Annotated in this window: 14 protein-coding genes; 11 read left to right on the top strand and 3 right to left on the bottom strand. The window is 44.7% G+C overall.

What is annotated here, in order from left to right:
- Nucleotides 1-101: 101 nt before the first annotated feature.
- The gene (locus ABDW16_RS26840; RefSeq protein WP_343674088.1) at nt 102-1,031 is read right to left on the bottom strand and encodes a hypothetical protein; all 930 of its coding nucleotides are present in this window, start codon (nt 1,029-1,031) and stop codon (nt 102-104) included.
- Between the two features lie 122 nt (nt 1,032-1,153).
- Between ABDW16_RS26840 and folD the strand changes: the two genes are divergently transcribed.
- From folD to ABDW16_RS26825, 3 genes are all read left to right on the top strand, one after another.
- On the top strand, nt 1,154-2,041 hold the full coding sequence (gene folD, locus ABDW16_RS26835; protein WP_343674087.1) for a bifunctional methylenetetrahydrofolate dehydrogenase/methenyltetrahydrofolate cyclohydrolase FolD: 888 nt from the start codon (nt 1,154-1,156) through the stop codon (nt 2,039-2,041).
- Nucleotides 2,042-2,092: 51 nt separating this feature from the next.
- On the top strand, nt 2,093-2,719 hold the full coding sequence (locus ABDW16_RS26830) for a 7-carboxy-7-deazaguanine synthase QueE (RefSeq protein WP_343674086.1): 627 nt from the start codon (nt 2,093-2,095) through the stop codon (nt 2,717-2,719).
- Nucleotides 2,720-2,847: 128 nt separating this feature from the next.
- The gene (locus ABDW16_RS26825) at nt 2,848-4,743 is read left to right on the top strand and encodes an OmpA family protein (RefSeq protein WP_343674085.1); all 1,896 of its coding nucleotides are present in this window, start codon (nt 2,848-2,850) and stop codon (nt 4,741-4,743) included.
- Nucleotides 4,744-4,799: 56 nt separating this feature from the next.
- Here the strand turns inward: ABDW16_RS26825 and ABDW16_RS26820 are convergent, their stop codons facing one another.
- Nucleotides 4,800-5,591: a 5'-nucleotidase, lipoprotein e(P4) family gene (locus ABDW16_RS26820; RefSeq protein ID WP_343674084.1), complete on the bottom strand. Its 792-nt coding sequence runs from the start codon at nt 5,589-5,591 to the stop codon at nt 4,800-4,802.
- Nucleotides 5,592-5,637: 46 nt separating this feature from the next.
- Between ABDW16_RS26820 and dprA the strand changes: the two genes are divergently transcribed.
- The 8 genes from dprA to ABDW16_RS26780 all read left to right on the top strand — a co-directional run bounded on the left by dprA (nt 5,638) and on the right by ABDW16_RS26780 (nt 17,198).
- Entirely contained in the window at nt 5,638-6,741 is a 1,104-nt protein-coding gene (gene dprA, locus ABDW16_RS26815; RefSeq protein ID WP_343674083.1) for a DNA-processing protein DprA, read from the top strand.
- A gap of 240 nt (nt 6,742-6,981) precedes the next feature.
- The gene (guaB, locus tag ABDW16_RS26810; protein ID WP_343674082.1) at nt 6,982-8,454 is read left to right on the top strand and encodes an IMP dehydrogenase; all 1,473 of its coding nucleotides are present in this window, start codon (nt 6,982-6,984) and stop codon (nt 8,452-8,454) included.
- Between the two features lie 333 nt (nt 8,455-8,787).
- The gene (gene lnt, locus ABDW16_RS26805; RefSeq protein WP_343674081.1) at nt 8,788-10,383 is read left to right on the top strand and encodes an apolipoprotein N-acyltransferase; all 1,596 of its coding nucleotides are present in this window, start codon (nt 8,788-8,790) and stop codon (nt 10,381-10,383) included.
- 93 nt (nt 10,384-10,476) lie between these two features.
- Nucleotides 10,477-11,259 carry an alpha/beta hydrolase gene (locus ABDW16_RS26800; RefSeq protein WP_343674080.1) on the top strand — a complete coding sequence of 261 codons (783 nt, stop codon included), beginning with the start codon at nt 10,477-10,479 and terminating at the stop codon, nt 11,257-11,259.
- A 2-nt stretch (nt 11,260-11,261) separates the two neighbouring features.
- Nucleotides 11,262-13,925 (top strand): PKD domain-containing protein, encoded by a 2,664-nt coding sequence (locus tag ABDW16_RS26795; protein ID WP_343674079.1) that lies wholly within the window; start codon nt 11,262-11,264, stop codon nt 13,923-13,925.
- Nucleotides 13,926-14,128: 203 nt separating this feature from the next.
- The gene (locus ABDW16_RS26790) at nt 14,129-16,057 is read left to right on the top strand and encodes a gliding motility-associated C-terminal domain-containing protein (protein ID WP_343674077.1); all 1,929 of its coding nucleotides are present in this window, start codon (nt 14,129-14,131) and stop codon (nt 16,055-16,057) included.
- Nucleotides 16,058-16,072: 15 nt separating this feature from the next.
- Nucleotides 16,073-16,828 carry an SDR family NAD(P)-dependent oxidoreductase gene (locus ABDW16_RS26785; RefSeq protein WP_343674075.1) on the top strand — a complete coding sequence of 252 codons (756 nt, stop codon included), beginning with the start codon at nt 16,073-16,075 and terminating at the stop codon, nt 16,826-16,828.
- Nucleotides 16,829-17,051: 223 nt separating this feature from the next.
- Complete coding sequence (locus tag ABDW16_RS26780; protein WP_158286615.1) at nt 17,052-17,198, top strand: hypothetical protein; 147 nt, start codon at nt 17,052-17,054, stop codon at nt 17,196-17,198.
- A 49-nt stretch (nt 17,199-17,247) separates the two neighbouring features.
- Here ABDW16_RS26780 and ABDW16_RS26775 read toward each other — a convergent pair.
- Nucleotides 17,248-17,822, bottom strand: a 575-nt coding sequence (locus ABDW16_RS26775; protein WP_343674072.1) for a hypothetical protein, incomplete at its 5' end; no start/stop codon positions are given.

Genomic DNA, 17,822 nt, shown 5'->3' with positions numbered 1-17,822 from the left:
GAGGAGAGCTGATAATATCGGGATTAAACTTATTCGTATATAAAAAGAGGGTGCATCAAAATTGATGCACCCTCTTTTTATTTCGGCTAATTGATAGAAATTTATTGTCGAGCAGCTTCCAGCTTTTCCACTTTGGCTTGCAATTCAATCAGGTGCAGCGTCAGTTCCTCTACTTTTTGAAGGAGTAATTTATTCATCTCCCCCAGGTCTTGTCCATTTTGCGCTACCTCTGCAGCGGCAGGTATACCAGGCAGGTGCTTATGGTTTTTTATGTAGGCAGCAGTTTCCTTTAGGGAAGGTAGCTGATAGTTTTCGTTAAATACATAATCAGGCCACCCCGTACTGGTTACTCTTACCTTCTTTGCCACAACGGTACCATTTACAGCGAGCTTTTCCTGTGGGTTCGTAATACCAATACCCACATTGCCGCTGTTTCTTACTATCAAAAGTGTATTTAAGGTGCTGTCGCTTGTAAAGTTGTTGATGGTAAATGAGGAAGTACTTTTCAGGACTGAGTAGGTAGCAAGCGAGTTATCATGGTAAAGTCCTCTGTCCAGGTTAATGGCAACACCCCAGAAATTGTTAATCATCAGGTCTCCAGCTGTTACGGGAACAATACTGGAATTATCAGATTCTTTTAAGCGAGTGACCAGTGGGGTCGCAATTTTACCAGTCATGGAAATATCGCCGCTGTAACTGTTATTCCCTAATTTTATTTTACCATTGGTAATCAGGTTGTAAGAAGTATCATCTGTGGCTCCTTTGATAATTGTTCTATTCAGGTTGATGACACTTCCCTTCAGGTTTAAAGGCGCTAATACCGACGTAGAAGGGTTACCGGATTCCAGGTAAGATGCTCCATTCAGGTAGTAGAGACTTAACCCTGTGTAGTTGCCTACATTGTAATTAGTATTGCCATTTATAAAAATACTATAAGAAGAGGTGTTTCCGCTACCAGCTACAGTATTTAACTGGGCTTTTGAGTAGTCGCAGATTAGGCATAGGAAAGCTAAAAAAGCAGTGAATTTCATGATATATGGGTTAAAAATGAATAATCGGAGATAAATATATAGTTAAAGTTTGTTCTATCAGCCTCTACAGAACTTTGAATTTAATGATTAGTAAATCTTCTCAATTAAGCCTAACTTTGCGCATGCAAATTTTAGACGGTAAACTGGTATCAGCGGCTATCAAAGCCCAACTGGCAGAAAAAGTAACGGAACTGAAGGCTTTAGGCAAGAAAGTTCCGCACCTGGCTGCTATCCTGGTAGGTAATGATCCCGCCAGCGAAACTTACGTTGCTTCAAAAGTTAAGTCCTGCGCAGAGATCGGCTATCACTCCACCCTGCTGCGTTTCGATGAAAAAATTTCTGAAAAGCACCTGCTTGACAATATCACCCTGCTGAACGAAAATGCAGATATTGACGGTATCCTCGTACAATTACCACTTCCCAGGCACATCAACGAAGAAGTAGTCATCAATACCATCGATCCAAGCAAAGACGTAGACGGGTTCCACCCGGTAAACGTTGGTAAAATGGTCAGTGGCCTGCCTACCTTCATCCCGGCTACACCTTACGGCATCATGCTGATGCTGGAACACTACAATGTTCCAACTAAAGGTAAACACGCTGTAGTAATCGGCCGCAGCCACATCGTAGGTACACCTATGAGCATCCTGCTGAGCAGAAACAGCTATCCCGGCAACTGCACCGTTACCCTTACTCACTCACAGACTACAAACCTGAAAGAAATCTGTCTTCAGGCAGATATCATAGTAGCTGCCATCGGTCGTCCGAACTTCGTGACTGCTGATATGGTGAAAGAAGGTGCTGCCATCGTGGATGTGGGTATCAACCGTATCGCTGATCCTTCTAAGAAATCTGGTCATAGACTGGTGGGTGACGTGAACTTTGATGAAGTAGCTGAAAAATGCAGCTATATCACACCGGTTCCGGGTGGCGTAGGTCCTATGACCATCGCAGCTCTCCTGAAGAACACCTACCATGCCGCTGTAGGTCAGAAAGGTAACATGAACTAATCATTATATGGTACGCATAGGGCTTTATAGCATTATGCGTACCTTCGCATTATGTCAACTACTGCCACATATCCAAACGTACGCACGCTCCCGGTAATGGAACGCTTTTACACTATTCAGGGTGAAGGTAATTACCAGGGTTGTGCAGCTTATTTCATCCGTCTTGGCGGGTGCGATGTGGGCTGTCATTGGTGTGATGTGAAAGATAGCTGGGAGGCAGATCGTCATCCACAGCTGGAACTGACGGATATTGTGAGCGAGGCAGCGAACTATCCCGGTCGTATTGCCGTCATTACAGGTGGGGAACCATTGATGCACAACCTGGATGCGCTGACAGCAGACCTGCATGCAGCGGGTTTCCGTACCCATATTGAGACTTCCGGTTCTTCTCCCCTTTCCGGTAACTGGGACTGGATAACTTTATCTCCTAAAAAATTCAAGGCGCCACTGCCAGAGATTTGTTCATTGGCCAATGAACTGAAAGTGGTGATTTTTAATAAAAGTGATTTTGCCTGGGCAGAGAAATATGCCGCGCTGGCAGGCCCTCATTGCAAGTTGTATATACAGCCGGAATGGAACAAGGCTGCTGAAATGACTCCTCTTATCATCGACTATATCAAAGACCATCCCAAATGGCAGCTCTCGCTGCAGGTGCACAAGTACATTAATGTACCGTAAGTACAATAGGAGTTCCGATCATAACGTTTGACATGGAGAAATATATAAATGCATTGATTATCTGATACCATACAGATGGCATTTGGTAATTATTTTATATATTGCTACCACATTCCCAATCATAAGTTATGGCTAAATTCCCCTTATTACTGAGTTGTCTTGTGATTTGCCTGGGTGTGCATGCTCAGGTGGTAACCTATGATAACGCTAAGAAAAAGGCACAGAAGAGTTTTGACAATGCACAGTTAGCGGTTTCGGAGTATAAAACGGAAGATGCGATTCTTTATCTGCAGGAAGCAGTAAAAGCTGAACCTGGCTTTACAGACGCTTATGGCCAAATGACAATTTCTTATGTAGAGTTGAAGAAATATAAGGAGGCAATTAGCAGTTTCGAAACACTCAAACGTTTGGATACTAACTCCACTCGTCCTGCCATGATAGCTTATTCAAGAGCGCTTGCAGGCGTAGGCAGATTCAGTGACGCACTTGCCGCAATTAATGAATATATCGCAACAGGAAAGACCAAAAGTCTAAAAGCTGAAGCTTTACAAACTGCTTATACCTTCGCCGCAAAGGAAGCCGCCCATCCAGTACCTTTTGTTCCCAAAAATTTGGGCGATAATATCAATACTAAAGATGCTGAATATTTTCCTTCTCTGACCATTGATAATCAGATGCTTGTTTTTACACGCCGAGTCGCTGGAAAGAATGAAGATTTCTATGTGTCTGAAAGAGATGACAGCATGCACTGGAAAAAAGCTTATAATATGGGAGCTCCTATCAATTCTTCTGGTTTCAATGAAGGTGCTCAAAATATTTCACAAGATGGAAATATGTTGGTATTTACCGGTTGCGATTTCCCCAATGGACGTGGCAGTTGCGATATTTATTTTGCCATTAAAACCGAAGAAGGTCTTTGGGTAGAACCCATGAATATGGGTAACCCAATTAATACACGAGATTGGGAATCACAACCTTGTCTTTCTCCCGATAAACAGACTTTGTATTTCGCCAGAGAAACTCCTGATAATGAAACAGACATTTTCATGAGCCAGCTACAGCCCAATGGAAGATGGGGTACACCTGAAAGACTCGGCCCAAATATCAATACATCAGGACGTGAAACTACACCATTTATCCATGCAGATAACCAGACTTTATACTTTGCCTCTAACGGTCATCCTGGTTTCGGCGGTATGGATCTGTTTTATTCGCGCAGGCAGCCAGATGGCAGCTGGGGTCCGGCAATGAACATGGGATATCCTATAAATACAGTGGATGAAGAAGCTAGTCTGGTTGTAGCTGCTGATGGCAAAACTGCTTATTACGCCTCAGATCGTGCAGATAGTCGAGGACAGTTGGATATTTATAGCTTCGAACTGTATCCTGAAGCAAGACCCTTGAAGACATTATATGTCAGAGGATTTGTATATGATAAAAAGAGCAACAAACGCTTGGTAGCAAATATTGAGCTGATTGATCTAAAAACAAGTACAACCATGGCAACAATTAAGAGTGATCTGTTAGGTAATTATCTTGTGCCATTGCCTGTTGGTAGGGATTATGCATTGAATGTGAGCAGAAAAGGTTATTTATTTTATTCTGAAAATTTCTCCCTGAACATAAATGAAAAAGATACAGCTTTTTATAGGGAGATTCCTTTGCAACCACTCGATACAAGTGCCATTCTAGTATTACACAATGTATTCTTTGACAGCAAACAATTTATGCTTAAACCCGAGTCAGGGGCCGAACTTGATAGATTGGCCATACTCATGACCGAAAATCCGTCAATAGAGGTCGAAATAGGTGGACATACAGATAATGTAGGTAATGATCAGGATAATATGTTGTTGTCTGAGCGCCGGGCAAATGCGGTAGTGCAATATTTGATTAACAAAGGAATAGCATCTAACAGATTGGAGGCGAAGGGATATGGAGAAAGTATGCCAGTGGCAGATAATGGAACTGCTGATGGCAGAGCACAGAATAGAAGGACTGTATGTAAGATCATTAAGCTATAAAAACAAAAATGCGTCTTCTTCGAAGACGCATTTTTGTTTTTATAGAGATTTTGAGGTTAATAATTCTTCAACTGCGTTTTCAATATTGAATCAATATTTTGCCTGTAATTATACTGGAACATCGCCGGTAACCAATCCCCGTACATTGGATTTGGCAGTACTATAAAGCGGCTCCCAAATTCAGCAGCAGATTGCTTTGTAACTGCTTCTCTTTTATCGGCTGGTTGCTTTTCGAAGATCGCAGAGAAGTCTCCCAGGTTATCTCCCATCAGTAAAATGATCTCATGTGTTTGTGCTACCTGCAGCCGTCTTTCTTCTTTGCTGGAAGTTGTCGTTTTTAAGATCAGATGTTCATTATCTGCATCAGGAAAATTCCAGCGTTGTAAATTTTGTAAAGTCACCCCACGCTCTGCTTCTGAGCGGTTCGTGATATAATATACATGCACGCCTTTTTCAGCTGCATATTTTAAGAAGGATAATGCACCGGGTACTGTATCTGCCATCGCTTTGCTGGTCCACTCCTGCCAGGTTTTATCGCTGTAATTTTCTCCTTTCAATGCAACATGTACATTGTACGGACTATTATCTAATACAGTTTCATCAATGTCGGTCACGATTGCCATCGGCTTTGCAGCACCACGTTGTACATCTTCGTTGAGGCGAAGACGGGCGATGTTGTATGCCTGAAAGCAGAGCGCTTTATATTCAGCAGCGCGTTGTTGCCATAAAGCCGCAAATGCAGGCCCATAAGGCACTAAGGCCGTACGTTGTGCAGCAGGTTTTGGTGCCTTGCAGGCAAATAAGAAGACAAGGGTAAGGAGAAATGTGAGGCGGATTGAGTAAAACATGAAAAAAAAATTGTAACTTAAGGAGGTTGACCACAAAAGTAGGAAAATGCAGGAAGAAACACGTTATCAGATTGCACTTACGAAAATACCACAGATAGGAAATAAGATAGCACAACAGTTAACGACTTACTTTGAAAATGCAGGTAACATTTTTAAAGCGAGCAGAAGAGAGCTGGAAAGCCTGCCTATGCTGGGTAAGGTGAGGGCGAATGCCATCAGGCAGTTTAATGATTTTCGCTGGGTAGACAGGGAAATGAATTTCCTGGAAAAATACCAGATAGCAGCAATCAGCTATCAATCTCCACTATATCCACAAAGGTTGCTGCATTGTTATGATAATCCGTTTCTATTATATTATAAAGGAAATGCAAATTTAAATACTGCCCGTATCATCAATGTGATCGGTACACGCACACCTACGTCGCATGGCAGGGAAGTATGTGCTAATTTGATAGCAGGGCTGGAAGCCAGTAATATCATGGTGGTGAGCGGACTGGCCTATGGTATAGATGTGCTTGCCCACGCTACGGCATTGCGGCATGGTATGCCCACGGTAGGGATACTGGCGCATGGGCTGGACAGGATTTATCCTGATGTGCATGCAAATACGGCAAGGCAGATGGTGGAACAGGGAGGGTTACTCACGGAGTATAGCAGGGGAACCACTCCTGATAAACCTAATTTTCCAAAAAGGAACAGGATTGTGGCAGGAATGTCAGATGCTACGGTATTGATAGAGAGTGGTATAAAAGGAGGCTCGATGATCACCGCAGATATTGCCAATAGTTATAACAGGGATGTATTTGCTATACCGGGGCGGGTAGGAGATCCCAAGTCAGCGGGCTGTCATCACCTGATAAAAAATAATCAGGCTATGCTGATTACGGATGCGGAAGATATATTGAAGGCGATGAATTGGGATGATGTGGTAAAGAAGCCGGCAGTGCAGGGGCAGCAGGATTTGCGTATAGAGCTGAAAGAAGAAGAGCGGCAGATATTAGCGCTTTTTAACAAGAGTGAGGATTATCAGATAGATCATATATATAGCAGAAGCCCATTGCCAGAAAGCAAAGTGGCGGCTGTAATTTTTCAGCTGGAGATGAATAAATTGCTGAGAAGTATGCCGGGACAACGCTATCAGCTGGTTTGAGCGATAGCGGGGGATGGAGAAATTGTTAAGAAGTATGCCGGGACAACGCTATCAGCTGGTTTGAGCGGTAAGCGGGAAATGAATAAATTGTTAAGAAGTATGCCGGGACAGCGCTATCAGCTGGTTTGAGGTGAATGAAAAACAGGATTCAGGATGATCAGCGTCACAACAATTTTTCTATTTACTTAAATAGCTGTACATTTGCGTGCAATTATTTAATAACTGACAAATAGTTGCAACATGCCTGCCGGAAAATCAAAACCGAAATTTGTAGAGGACGGACTTACCTTTGACGATGTACTTCTGGTTCCAGCCTACTCTGAAGTCTTGCCCAGAGACGTTAATATCAGCACGCAACTTACCAAAAACTTACGCCTGAACATTCCAATGGTCTCTGCTGCCATGGATACCGTTACAGAAGCCAATCTGGCCATCTCTTTGGCGCGCCAGGGTGGTATTGGTATCCTGCACAAGAATATGTCCATTGAAAAACAGGCCGAACAGGTACGTAAGGTAAAGCGTAGTGAAAACGGGCTGATCCTCGATCCGGTAACCCTGCATGCAAATGCATCTATCGGAGAAGCTCTCCGCCTGATGAAAGAAAACAGCATCGGTGGTATTCCTATCGTAGATGAACAAAACAAACTCGTTGGTATCCTCACCAACCGTGACCTGCGCTTCGAAAGGAACATGAAACGCGTAGTAAGCGAAGTAATGACTTCTCAGCACCTCGTTACTGCTCCAGAAGGTACTGATCTGAAAAAAGCAGAGAAAATCCTTCAACAGAATAAAATTGAGAAATTACCAGTAGTTGGTAAGAATGGTAAACTCGTAGGTTTGATCACTTACCGTGATATCCTGCAGCTGACCAGCTATCCCAATGCTGTGAAAGATGAATATGGCCGTCTCCTCGTAGGCGCTGCATTAGGTATCACTCCTGATGTACTGGACAGAGCACAGGCACTCATCAACGTAGGTGTGGATGTAGTATGCCTGGATAGCTCTCACGGTCACTCAGTAGGTGTACTGAATGGTTTGAAGAAACTGAAGAAAACCTTCCCTAAATTACAGGTGATAGCAGGTAACATAGCTACCGGCGATGGCGCACTGGCACTGGCAGAAGCAGGTGCTGATGCAGTGAAAGTAGGTGTAGGACCTGGTTCTATCTGTACTACCCGTGTGGTAACAGGTGCTGGTTTCCCGCAGCTCTCTGCTGTTATAAATGCCGCTACTGCCCTGAAAAAACTAGGTGTTCCGGTGATTGCAGATGGTGGTATCCGTTACACCGGTGATATGGTGAAAGCGATCGCTGCTGGTGCATCCTGTGTAATGGCTGGTTCTATCTTTGCCGGTACTGAAGAAAGTCCTGGAGAAACTATCATCTACGAAGGTCGTAAGTTCAAATCTTATCGTGGTATGGGCTCCCTGGAAGCGATGGTAGAAGGTTCAAAAGATCGTTACTTCCAGGAAGAAGATGATATCAGGAAACTGGTACCGGAAGGTATCGTAGGTCGTGTACCTTATAAAGGCATGCTGGCAGAAGTGATTCAGCAGTATGTAGGGGGTCTGCGGGCAGGTATGGGGCTGACTGGTTCTAAAGATATTAAAGCTTTGCAGGCAGCACAGTTTATTAAGATATCTCCTGCTACTGTAAAGGAAAACCACCCACACGATGTGGTGATTACCAAGGAAGCTCCGAACTATAGCAGATAATTAAAGATATCTCCTGCTACTGTAAAGGAAAATCACCCACACGATGCAGTGATTACCAAGGAAGCTCCGAACTATAGCAGATAATTAAAGATATCTCCTGCTTACGTAGAGGAAAACCACCCACACGATGTGGTGATTACCAAGGAAGCTCCGAACTATAGCAGATAATTAAAGATATCTCCTGCTTACGTAGAGGAAAATCACCCACACGATATAGTGACCACCGAACTACAGCAGATAATTAATTGTAAGATAATGAAAGGACATACCGTAACTGGTATGTCCTTTTTTATTTTGATGCCGCTTAGTCATAATCCTTATTTTTGACCCGCTATGGCAAAACGTTACTTACCCGCTATTTTGAGCCTGACAGGCAGCCTGCTCCTCTGGGCAGCATGGCCAACTTCACCCCTTACCTTTTTGATTTTCATTGCATTCATCCCCTTGCTTCGCCTGGCGGATATTGTAGAAAACAGGGCCCGCTTTTTCGCATGCGCCTTCCTGTTACTCTTCTGCTGGAATGTAGCCACCACCTGGTGGGTGGGCAATACCACCGTACCGGTGAGCGGTGTAGCCGCCAACCTGCTCAATACCCTGTTCATGCTCGTGCCCGTAATGGGATACCGCAGAACCCGTAAATGGGTAAGTCCTACCCTCGCTTACTTTACTTTCATTGTCTACTGGATGACCTTTGAGTACATCCACCTGCAATGGGAACTGAGCTGGCCATGGCTCAGCCTCGGCAATGCTTTTGCCATGCACCCTGACTGGGTACAATGGTATGAATACACAGGTGTAAGCGGTGGTACCCTGTGGATACTGGCTACGAATATTGCGATTTACCACGTGTGGTTCCAATACAAATTTTACAAACGTTCCATCATAAAACAAATATGGAAACCAGCCCTCATCCTGGCAGTTCCTTTCCTGGTCAGTTATTGCCTTTGCCAGTTTTTGTATTTGCCAGTCAAAGGACCTCGCACTGAAGTCGTTGTGGTGCAGCCCAACATTGACCCCTACGATAAATTTGCAGATGAAAATGAAACGCTGGAAGTCAATAAAATGCTTCAGCTCACCGAAGAGAAAATCGATTCTAATACCGCTTTTGTTATATGGCCTGAAACAGCCCTTTTTGTGCACGGTGCATGGGAAGATAAACTCACTTTCGAAAACTATACACAACGGATCAGGTTATTGTTACGCAAATTTCCAAACGCCAGCCTGGTAAGTGGTGCCGTTACACTGAAGCGATATACGGAAAATGATGAAGTTCCAACATCGGCCCGTCGCAATTCTGATGGTGATATGGTGTACGATGTATTTAATGCCGGTGTACACATAGATACATCCAACATAGTGGAAGTCTATCATAAATCTAAACTGGTGCCGGGCGTGGAACTCATTCCATATGTACACTACCTGAAATTTATGGATTACCTGGCCCTGGACCTGGGCGGCATCAGCGGTAGTTATGGCCGTACACCGGGTGTGGAATTGATGGAAAACAAAGCTGAAAACATTAAGGTATTTCCTACTATCTGCTACGAATCCGTATATGGCGAATTTGTAGCTGAACATGTAAGAAAGGGTGCAAATCTTCTTTTCATCATGACCAATGATGGCTGGTGGGGTAATACCGAAGGACACCGTCAGCACCTGCAATATGCCCGCCTGCGTGCCATTGAAACCCGCCGCTGGGTGGCCAGAAGCGCCAATACCGGTATATCTGCTTTTATAGATCCTAACGGAAATATTACTGCATCTCTTCCTTACTGGCAGGAAGGTGTTTTAAAAGCCCGTGTAACACCGAACGATTTCCTGACGTTCTATGTAAAATATGGAGACTTATTGTCGAAGGCGGCAGTTGTATTTTGTATATTGCTGATCCTTTATAGTTTCTTTCTGCGGCTGACACGCAAACGTTTGTAAACATCAATAAAATCTATTTTACGTTACCGGTTGCCTCTCAATAGATGTTGCCCGGCCCTGCATAATAGAATGTTTAAATAAATTATTTTTCTTATGCCGAATAAACTTTCTACCCAAAATATTCATCTAAGAGAAGGGAGACCCGTATTAGTATTGCTGCATGGATTTGCTGAAAATTCGGGTATCTGGAATTTGCAGACGGCATATTTAAGTGAATATTTTGAAGTAATCGCTTTGGATTTACCGGGAGTTGGCAATAATCCACTCACAAGTGCGTTGACTATTGATAGCATGGCTGATAATGTCTATACTTCATTACAGTCCGCCGGCATAGAAAAGGCAGTGATCATTGGCCACTCCATGGGTGGATATGTTGCACTCGCTATTGCAGAAAAGTACCCATCGATATTACAGGGAATGGGCCTGTTCCATTCTACTGCCCTCGCCGATACTGAAGAAAAGAAAGAAGCGCGCCGCAAATCCATCAAACTGATGGAACAATATGGCAGTGAGGCATTTATCAGACAGGCATTTCCGAATATGTTCAGCGCCAGCTTTAAAGCGAAACATCCGGAAAGTGTAGAAGCATATGTGAACATGGGCATCACTTGTCCCCTCGCTTCTATGGAAGCATATTACGAAGCAATGATAACAAGACCTGACCGCACCGCCGTGTTGTCGACCATACAAGTACCAGTGCTGTTTGTAATCGGAAAAGATGATACAGCCGTTCCTCTTCAAACCGTTTTGCCGCAGGTATCCCTACCACGAACCAGCAGCATTTATATTTTTGAGGAAACAGGGCACATGGGCATGTGGGAAGTTCCTGATGCCAGCAATCAGGTCTTGCAACAGTTTACTCTTTTTTGCCAATAATTGTGAAAAGAACCCTTCTATTGCTCCTGATTCTCTCCTATGGATTGATATCCAAAGCTTCCCATATCATTGGGGGAGAAATGTCGTATAAATACACATCGAGTACCACCACTACCGTAACCTACCAGGTAACCCTGAAACTATACCGTGTGTGCGACCAGGCGGCTAACCTGGCCGAACTGCCCAATTCTGTATACTTTGCAGTGTTCAGTAATGCGGATAACAGCCAGCTTTCCGGTTCTCCTTTCCTGGTAGCACAAACCAGCAAGGAAACGAAGTCATCTGCACAGGCTGATCCCTGTATTGTAAATCCGCCTACGATTTGTTTTCAGATTGGTACATATGTAGGAACTGTGACCGTGCCTATCAGTGCTGCAGGGTATACGGTCTCCTTCCAAACCTGTTGCCGCGACTACTCCATGACAAACATCGTAGATACGCACAGGGCGAATGATGAAACCAACTACCCTGGTAACGGTGCTACCTACTTTACTGAATTACCTGGTACTACCAATAATATTATCACGAACTCAAGCCCTGTATTTAACAAGGACGAAGCCATCCTGGTTTGTGCCAACAAGAAATTTACATACGACTTCTCTGCGACCGATCCTGATGGTGATAGCATTGTGTATGTGTTCTGCGCTGCTTATGGCGGTGGTAAAGTAACCAATGGCTCCGACAAATATGCGACGCCACCGGCTGCCGTAGCACCTCCCTATACTTCCATTCCTTACAAAAGTCCGTATACGGGTACAACACCGCTGGGTGATGATGCCTACATCGTATCTAATTCAGGTTTGATCACTGGTATTGCTCCCGATCCGGGCAAGTATGTGGTAACCGTGTGTGCGTATGAATATCGTAACGGCCAGTTACTCGGCATTCACAGAAAGGATTTCCACATGATTGTAACCACCTGCGTACGCGAAGTGGAAGCTGCCATGCCGGATAAATACAATGACTGTACTGGTTTTACCATTACCTTCCTGAATAACAGTACAGAAGGTAAAACCTACGACTGGGATTTTGGAGATGGTACGCATTATACCACTACCAGCACAGATCCTTTTCCACACACCTATGCTGCAGAAGGTGTATACAATGTAAAACTTTGGGTAGATAGTACCAGCAATTGCGGCGATAGTGCAAGTGCTGTTGTGTATGTATATCCCCTGCTCACACCGGATATGCGCATTGTGGGTTTATGTAGTAATACCACGACCACCTTCACAAATACGTCTACCACCACCAGTGCTACCGATGCCATTGCCACTTACAGATGGGACTTTGGCGATACCAGCACATCGGCAGATACTTCGTGGGCCTCTGTGGCATCGTATAAGTATCCGGGGCCCGGCACTTATACCGTCATCCTGGATATTACCACAAAGAATGGTTGTGTCAGATCGGATACCAGTACCATTGTCGTTTACGACAATCCTCCTATTACCACTACACCTGATACCCTGCTTTGTATCCGCAACTCCCTGCAGCTATCTGCAGCAAGTATTGTAGACGGACAGGTGGTAAACGGTACCTACACCTGGACACCCGACTATAATATCACCAATGCCAATACTGCGACGCCAACGGTCAGTCCTAAAATAGATACGGCTTATACAGTGACATTTACAGATGGTACAGGTTGTACCAATTCGGCAACCGTGCATATTGACGTACGGGATACCCTTATTGTAAGAACAATTGCTGATAGTACAGTTTGCACTGGCGATACATTGCATATCCGTTCTTTTGCGGATGGAGATTATCCCCTTGCCTGGTATGATGTATCCACCAATACACAGGTGGGTGACAGCGGTATTCTTGTGATTGTACCTCCTGCTCCGGGTGCCACGTATGCTGTAGTGGCCAGCCTGGGTGATTGTAGCGGGTATGATACGGTGAGCTTAAAAATAGTAGATCCGCCCGTTGCATATGCAGGGGAAGATACCACCATCTGCTATGGCGACCAGGTCACTCTTGCCGCATCTGGCGGCTCCTATTATCAATGGGCACCAACTATTACGCTAACTACGCCGAACCAGGCAACGACCATCGCCAAACCAACTGATACGACACAATATATTGTTACGGTTACTGACAATAAGGGTTGTCCTAAACCAGTGACGGATACCGTTCAGATCAACGTGGTGCCACAGGTACATGCCTTTGCCGGTAATGATACGATTGCGATCCTGAATCAGCCATTCACTTTACATGCCACCGGTGGTGTGACTTATGTGTGGACACCGGCAGATGGATTGGACAATCCGAATATCGATACTCCGACAACGACTATCAATCATGACATTACATATACCGTTACAGCCTATACGGCTGAGGGCTGTTCTGGTATGGATGCTATCAACCTCCGTTTCATAGTAGGTCCGGACATCTATGTACCTACTGGTTTCTCACCTAACGGTGACGGACAGAATGATATATTCAGGCCATTGCCGGTAGGCATCACCCAACTCGAATTCTTCAGGGTATATGACCGGTGGGGGAAACTGATGTACAGCACTACTGAATACCTGCAGGGCTGGGATGGTACTTTCGATGGCAAACCTGCTGCCATCGGCACGTATGTATGGGTCGTGCAGGGGAAGAATGTAAACAGCGAAACGGTGATGCGTAAAGGTACGGTCACCTTAATCAGATAATATTTTAGGTTGTCTCAAAAGTACCCAGGAATCGTTTATACGAAATTTCGTTCTATCGATAATCGGGTAAAACTTACTTTTGAGACAACTTCATTGTCTTTCAAACCCCTTCATATGGCGATTTAATTCATTCGCCCATCTCCTTTTTTTTATTTAAATTCCTATAGTAAAGTCTTCGTAGAGCTCATGCACAACCCCAACTAATGCATAGATCTATTATTCTGGCTATTTGCTGTAGTTTGATCCACGTTGCTGCAGCTGGTTACCATATTATTGGTGGCGAGATCTATTATGCCTTTCTTGCCATGAACCCCAATGGCACCTACAGGTACGAGATTACCCTGAAGCTATACAGGAATGCTGATTTCACCTGTGGTGAAATTCAGGGTTGCCTGGATCACTTTGAAGATCCGGTACCTGTGAATATTTATACCTACAGCGGATCGCGGGTCATGGATGCCCGGTTACTATTTATCAAAGAACGTCATCCCCTACGCGATACATTGCGGAATCCCTGCCTGGCACCCCGCTCCCAAAACCTGGAAGTGGCCATTTACAGGGACACCGTCTCGCTCAGACCCATTTCGGGAGGCTACTATGTAGCCTATCAACGATGCTGCCGCGGAGAAAAACTGGCAAATATCAACGATTCAGAACATGAAGGCTCTACCTTCTATTGCATCATCCCTGGCACTGAAAGCCGCCCTACAAACAGAAGCGCCTACTTCGCCAAAGATGCTGCCATTGTGATCTGCGCCAATATGCCCCTGCATTACGACTACTCTGCCACCGACCCCGACGGAGATAGTCTGACCTACAGCTTGTGTAGTGCCCTCACCGGAGGGGCTAACCGCAATGAAGTAGCCAGCGCCAACCCACCCCCATATAATAATACTGTGAGCTACAGGGCTCCCTATTCAGGAGCAAATCCCATGGGCGGTACGCCACAGGTTTCTATTGACAACTATGGATTTATAACGGGTGTTCCTCCCAGAGAAGGCCAATACGTAGTATCAGTATGTGTGACGGAATACGATCGTTTGACTGGCAAAATGATAGGCACTCATCACAAAGACATCCTGCTCACAGTTTTTAACTGCAACACCAAAATCACTGCCGGCTTCCCTCCTACCCTGCAGAACTGTGTGCCCGAACCTGACCTCAGTGTACTTATGCCCAACACCAGCAATGCCGGGTATACCTCCACCTATTACTGGGACTTTGGCGATGGTACAGATACGGTAGTAACGGATAAGACAGTGTTCAGACACCTATACCCCGACACTGGACAATATGTTGTGAAATTAGTGGTGAACAGGGGGCTCACCTGTACGGATAGTACTACCGGAGTAGTGAGCAACTACCCCGGACTAAAAGGAGATTTTGATGTAACCGGATATTGCAAAGGCGACCGCATTCAGTTCGATGACAAGTCTGTTTACACCTATGGACATATTACAGACAGAAGGTGGGACCTGGGCCTTACAGGAGATAGTGTGATCAGCAGAGCCTTTGGCGAACATGTAAGCCATACCTATGAACATGGAGGTGTCTATACGGTTTCCCTGATATTGTATACGGATCATTCCTGTGTGGCCACCGTCACGAAGGATATTACAGTCTACGAAGTATTTCCCTTTGCCGGCAATGACACCATTCTGGCAAAAGGCCAGGCCCTCACACTACATGCTACCGGAGGGGAATTCTTTGCCTGGGCACCACCAGATGGATTGAGCAATGCTAATATTGCAGATCCGGAATTGAAATGGAATGAAGACGTCACTTACATACTACGTGTCTCCAATTCACAGGGATGTGTGGGATACGACACCATCAGCATCAAATACTATACTGGGCCTGAAGTCTATGTACCTAATGCCTTTACACCTAATGGCGATGGACGGAATGACCGGTTCCGGTTTATTCCTGTAGGCATTACTGAATATAAATACTTCCGCATTTATAACCGCTGGGGACAGGAAATCTACGCCTCTACCGACTTCCGCCAGGGTTGGGACGGTACTTACAAAGGACAACCTGCGCCGGTGGATACCTATATCTGGATCCTGGAAGGAAAAGATTTCACCGGAAAAACAATTTTAAAGAAAGGCACTGTAACTTTGGTGAAGTAAATAATCATTTTTGACATGGGGATAGTACTTATTACCGGCGCCACTGCCGGCTTTGGAGAAGCATGTGCGAGAAAGTTTGCAGCCAACGGTTATGACCTGATCATCACAGGCAGAAGGCAGGAAAGGTTGACAGCCTTGCAGCAGGACCTGGAAAAAACGAATGGCATCAAGGTGTTGCCCTTGACTTTTGATGTGCAGGATGAAAAAGCGGTAAGCAGTACACTGGAGCAAATCCCCGATGCATGGAAAGCGGTGGATATCCTGATTAACAATGCGGGGTTAGCCTTAGGATTATCTACTATTGATGAAGGTAGTTTATCTGACTGGGATACCATGATCGATACGAATGTAAAAGGCTTACTGTATGTATCCAGGGCGGTGATTCCATGGCTGAAAGCCCGTAAGAAAGGCCATATTATCAACCTGGGGTCTACTGCTGCCAAATCTGTATATGCAAAAGGGAATGTGTACTGTGCCACCAAAGCGGCAGTAGATGCAATTTCCCAGGGTATGCGTATTGATTTGCTGCCTTACTTTATAAAGGTGACGGCTATACATCCGGGGGCTGCGGAGACGGAGTTTTCAGTAGTACGGTTCAAGGGGGATACAGGCAAAGCGGATGATATCTACAAAGGATTTACACCATTGCGTGCAGAAGATGTGGCAGACACGATTTATTACTGTGCTACACTGCCTGCGCATGTGTGTATCAATGATTTAGTGATTACATGTACCCAGCAGGCGAATGCTATCTACACTTATAAAGAGTAAAAAGTCATAATATAACACATAGATGTTATTCCATTAGCAGAAATTTCTATATATATTTGAAACAGCTTACTTTTTGTCTATAAATGTGGTATAATGATGGCAGACAAGGGATTAATGATGGTTTGACGAACTACCATCAAAGGGGAATGTGATACCTAACTAACTATGAGCTTTAAGAGTTTACTAACAATGCTAACTATCTATCCTAAAAAACCATATCCCTATGCTTACATTTGCAACACTGTATTTGTTGCGTCTCTACTATCCGAGATGGAAAGCAGAATGGCGCTTCTACTCCGACAGATCTAAAAGAAATAACTACGGTCGCTGGGCTACCCGCCAGGACTGGGCAGGTGCTTTTAGTTACTGAGAACAAAGAAATCGAAAGGTGTACCAGAAACGGTACACCTTTTTTGGTTTTATATGTTCACCCATCTATAACAAATACTTCCCTTTTTCGTATACGCTACCAATACTGTTTGTGCATCTACTGCCTTCACCACCGGAAAAGTCACATACAAACTATCACTGGTTAGTATCCCGGATTTAATAACACCCCCATCTCCTTTACGTATTTGATAACCTACCCTGCTATTAAACTCTTTTCCAACCTTCACCGGCTCATCCCACACTATCACAATCTTATCATCGCCTACTGCCGTTATCTGCGGATGCTTCGCCATTGGTGTTACACTCACTGTATCCCGCTGTGAATAGGTGCTGCCTTCATCAGTAGAATGACAATAATACACCCCTTGTCCACCACCCATCGTAAACCATACACAATGCAATCCAAAACTATTCGCTGCCATTGCCGGCCCTGTATGCGGACAACCACGCACCACCCAGTTATCTGCACTTATCCTTACAGGCGCAGAAAAAGTTGCACCTGTATCGACTGATAATAAATGCACCATATCGCGGATTGAATCACTGATGATATCTCTGAATGCTACATGCAAATGTCCTTTTGGATCTGTGTATAAATCAGTAC

This window comes from Chitinophaga sp., from assembly GCF_039596135.1.
Classification (GTDB): domain Bacteria; phylum Bacteroidota; class Bacteroidia; order Chitinophagales; family Chitinophagaceae; genus Chitinophaga.
The sequence above is the reverse complement of the archived record's forward strand: the minus strand, read 5'-3'. Positions and strand labels throughout refer to the sequence as shown.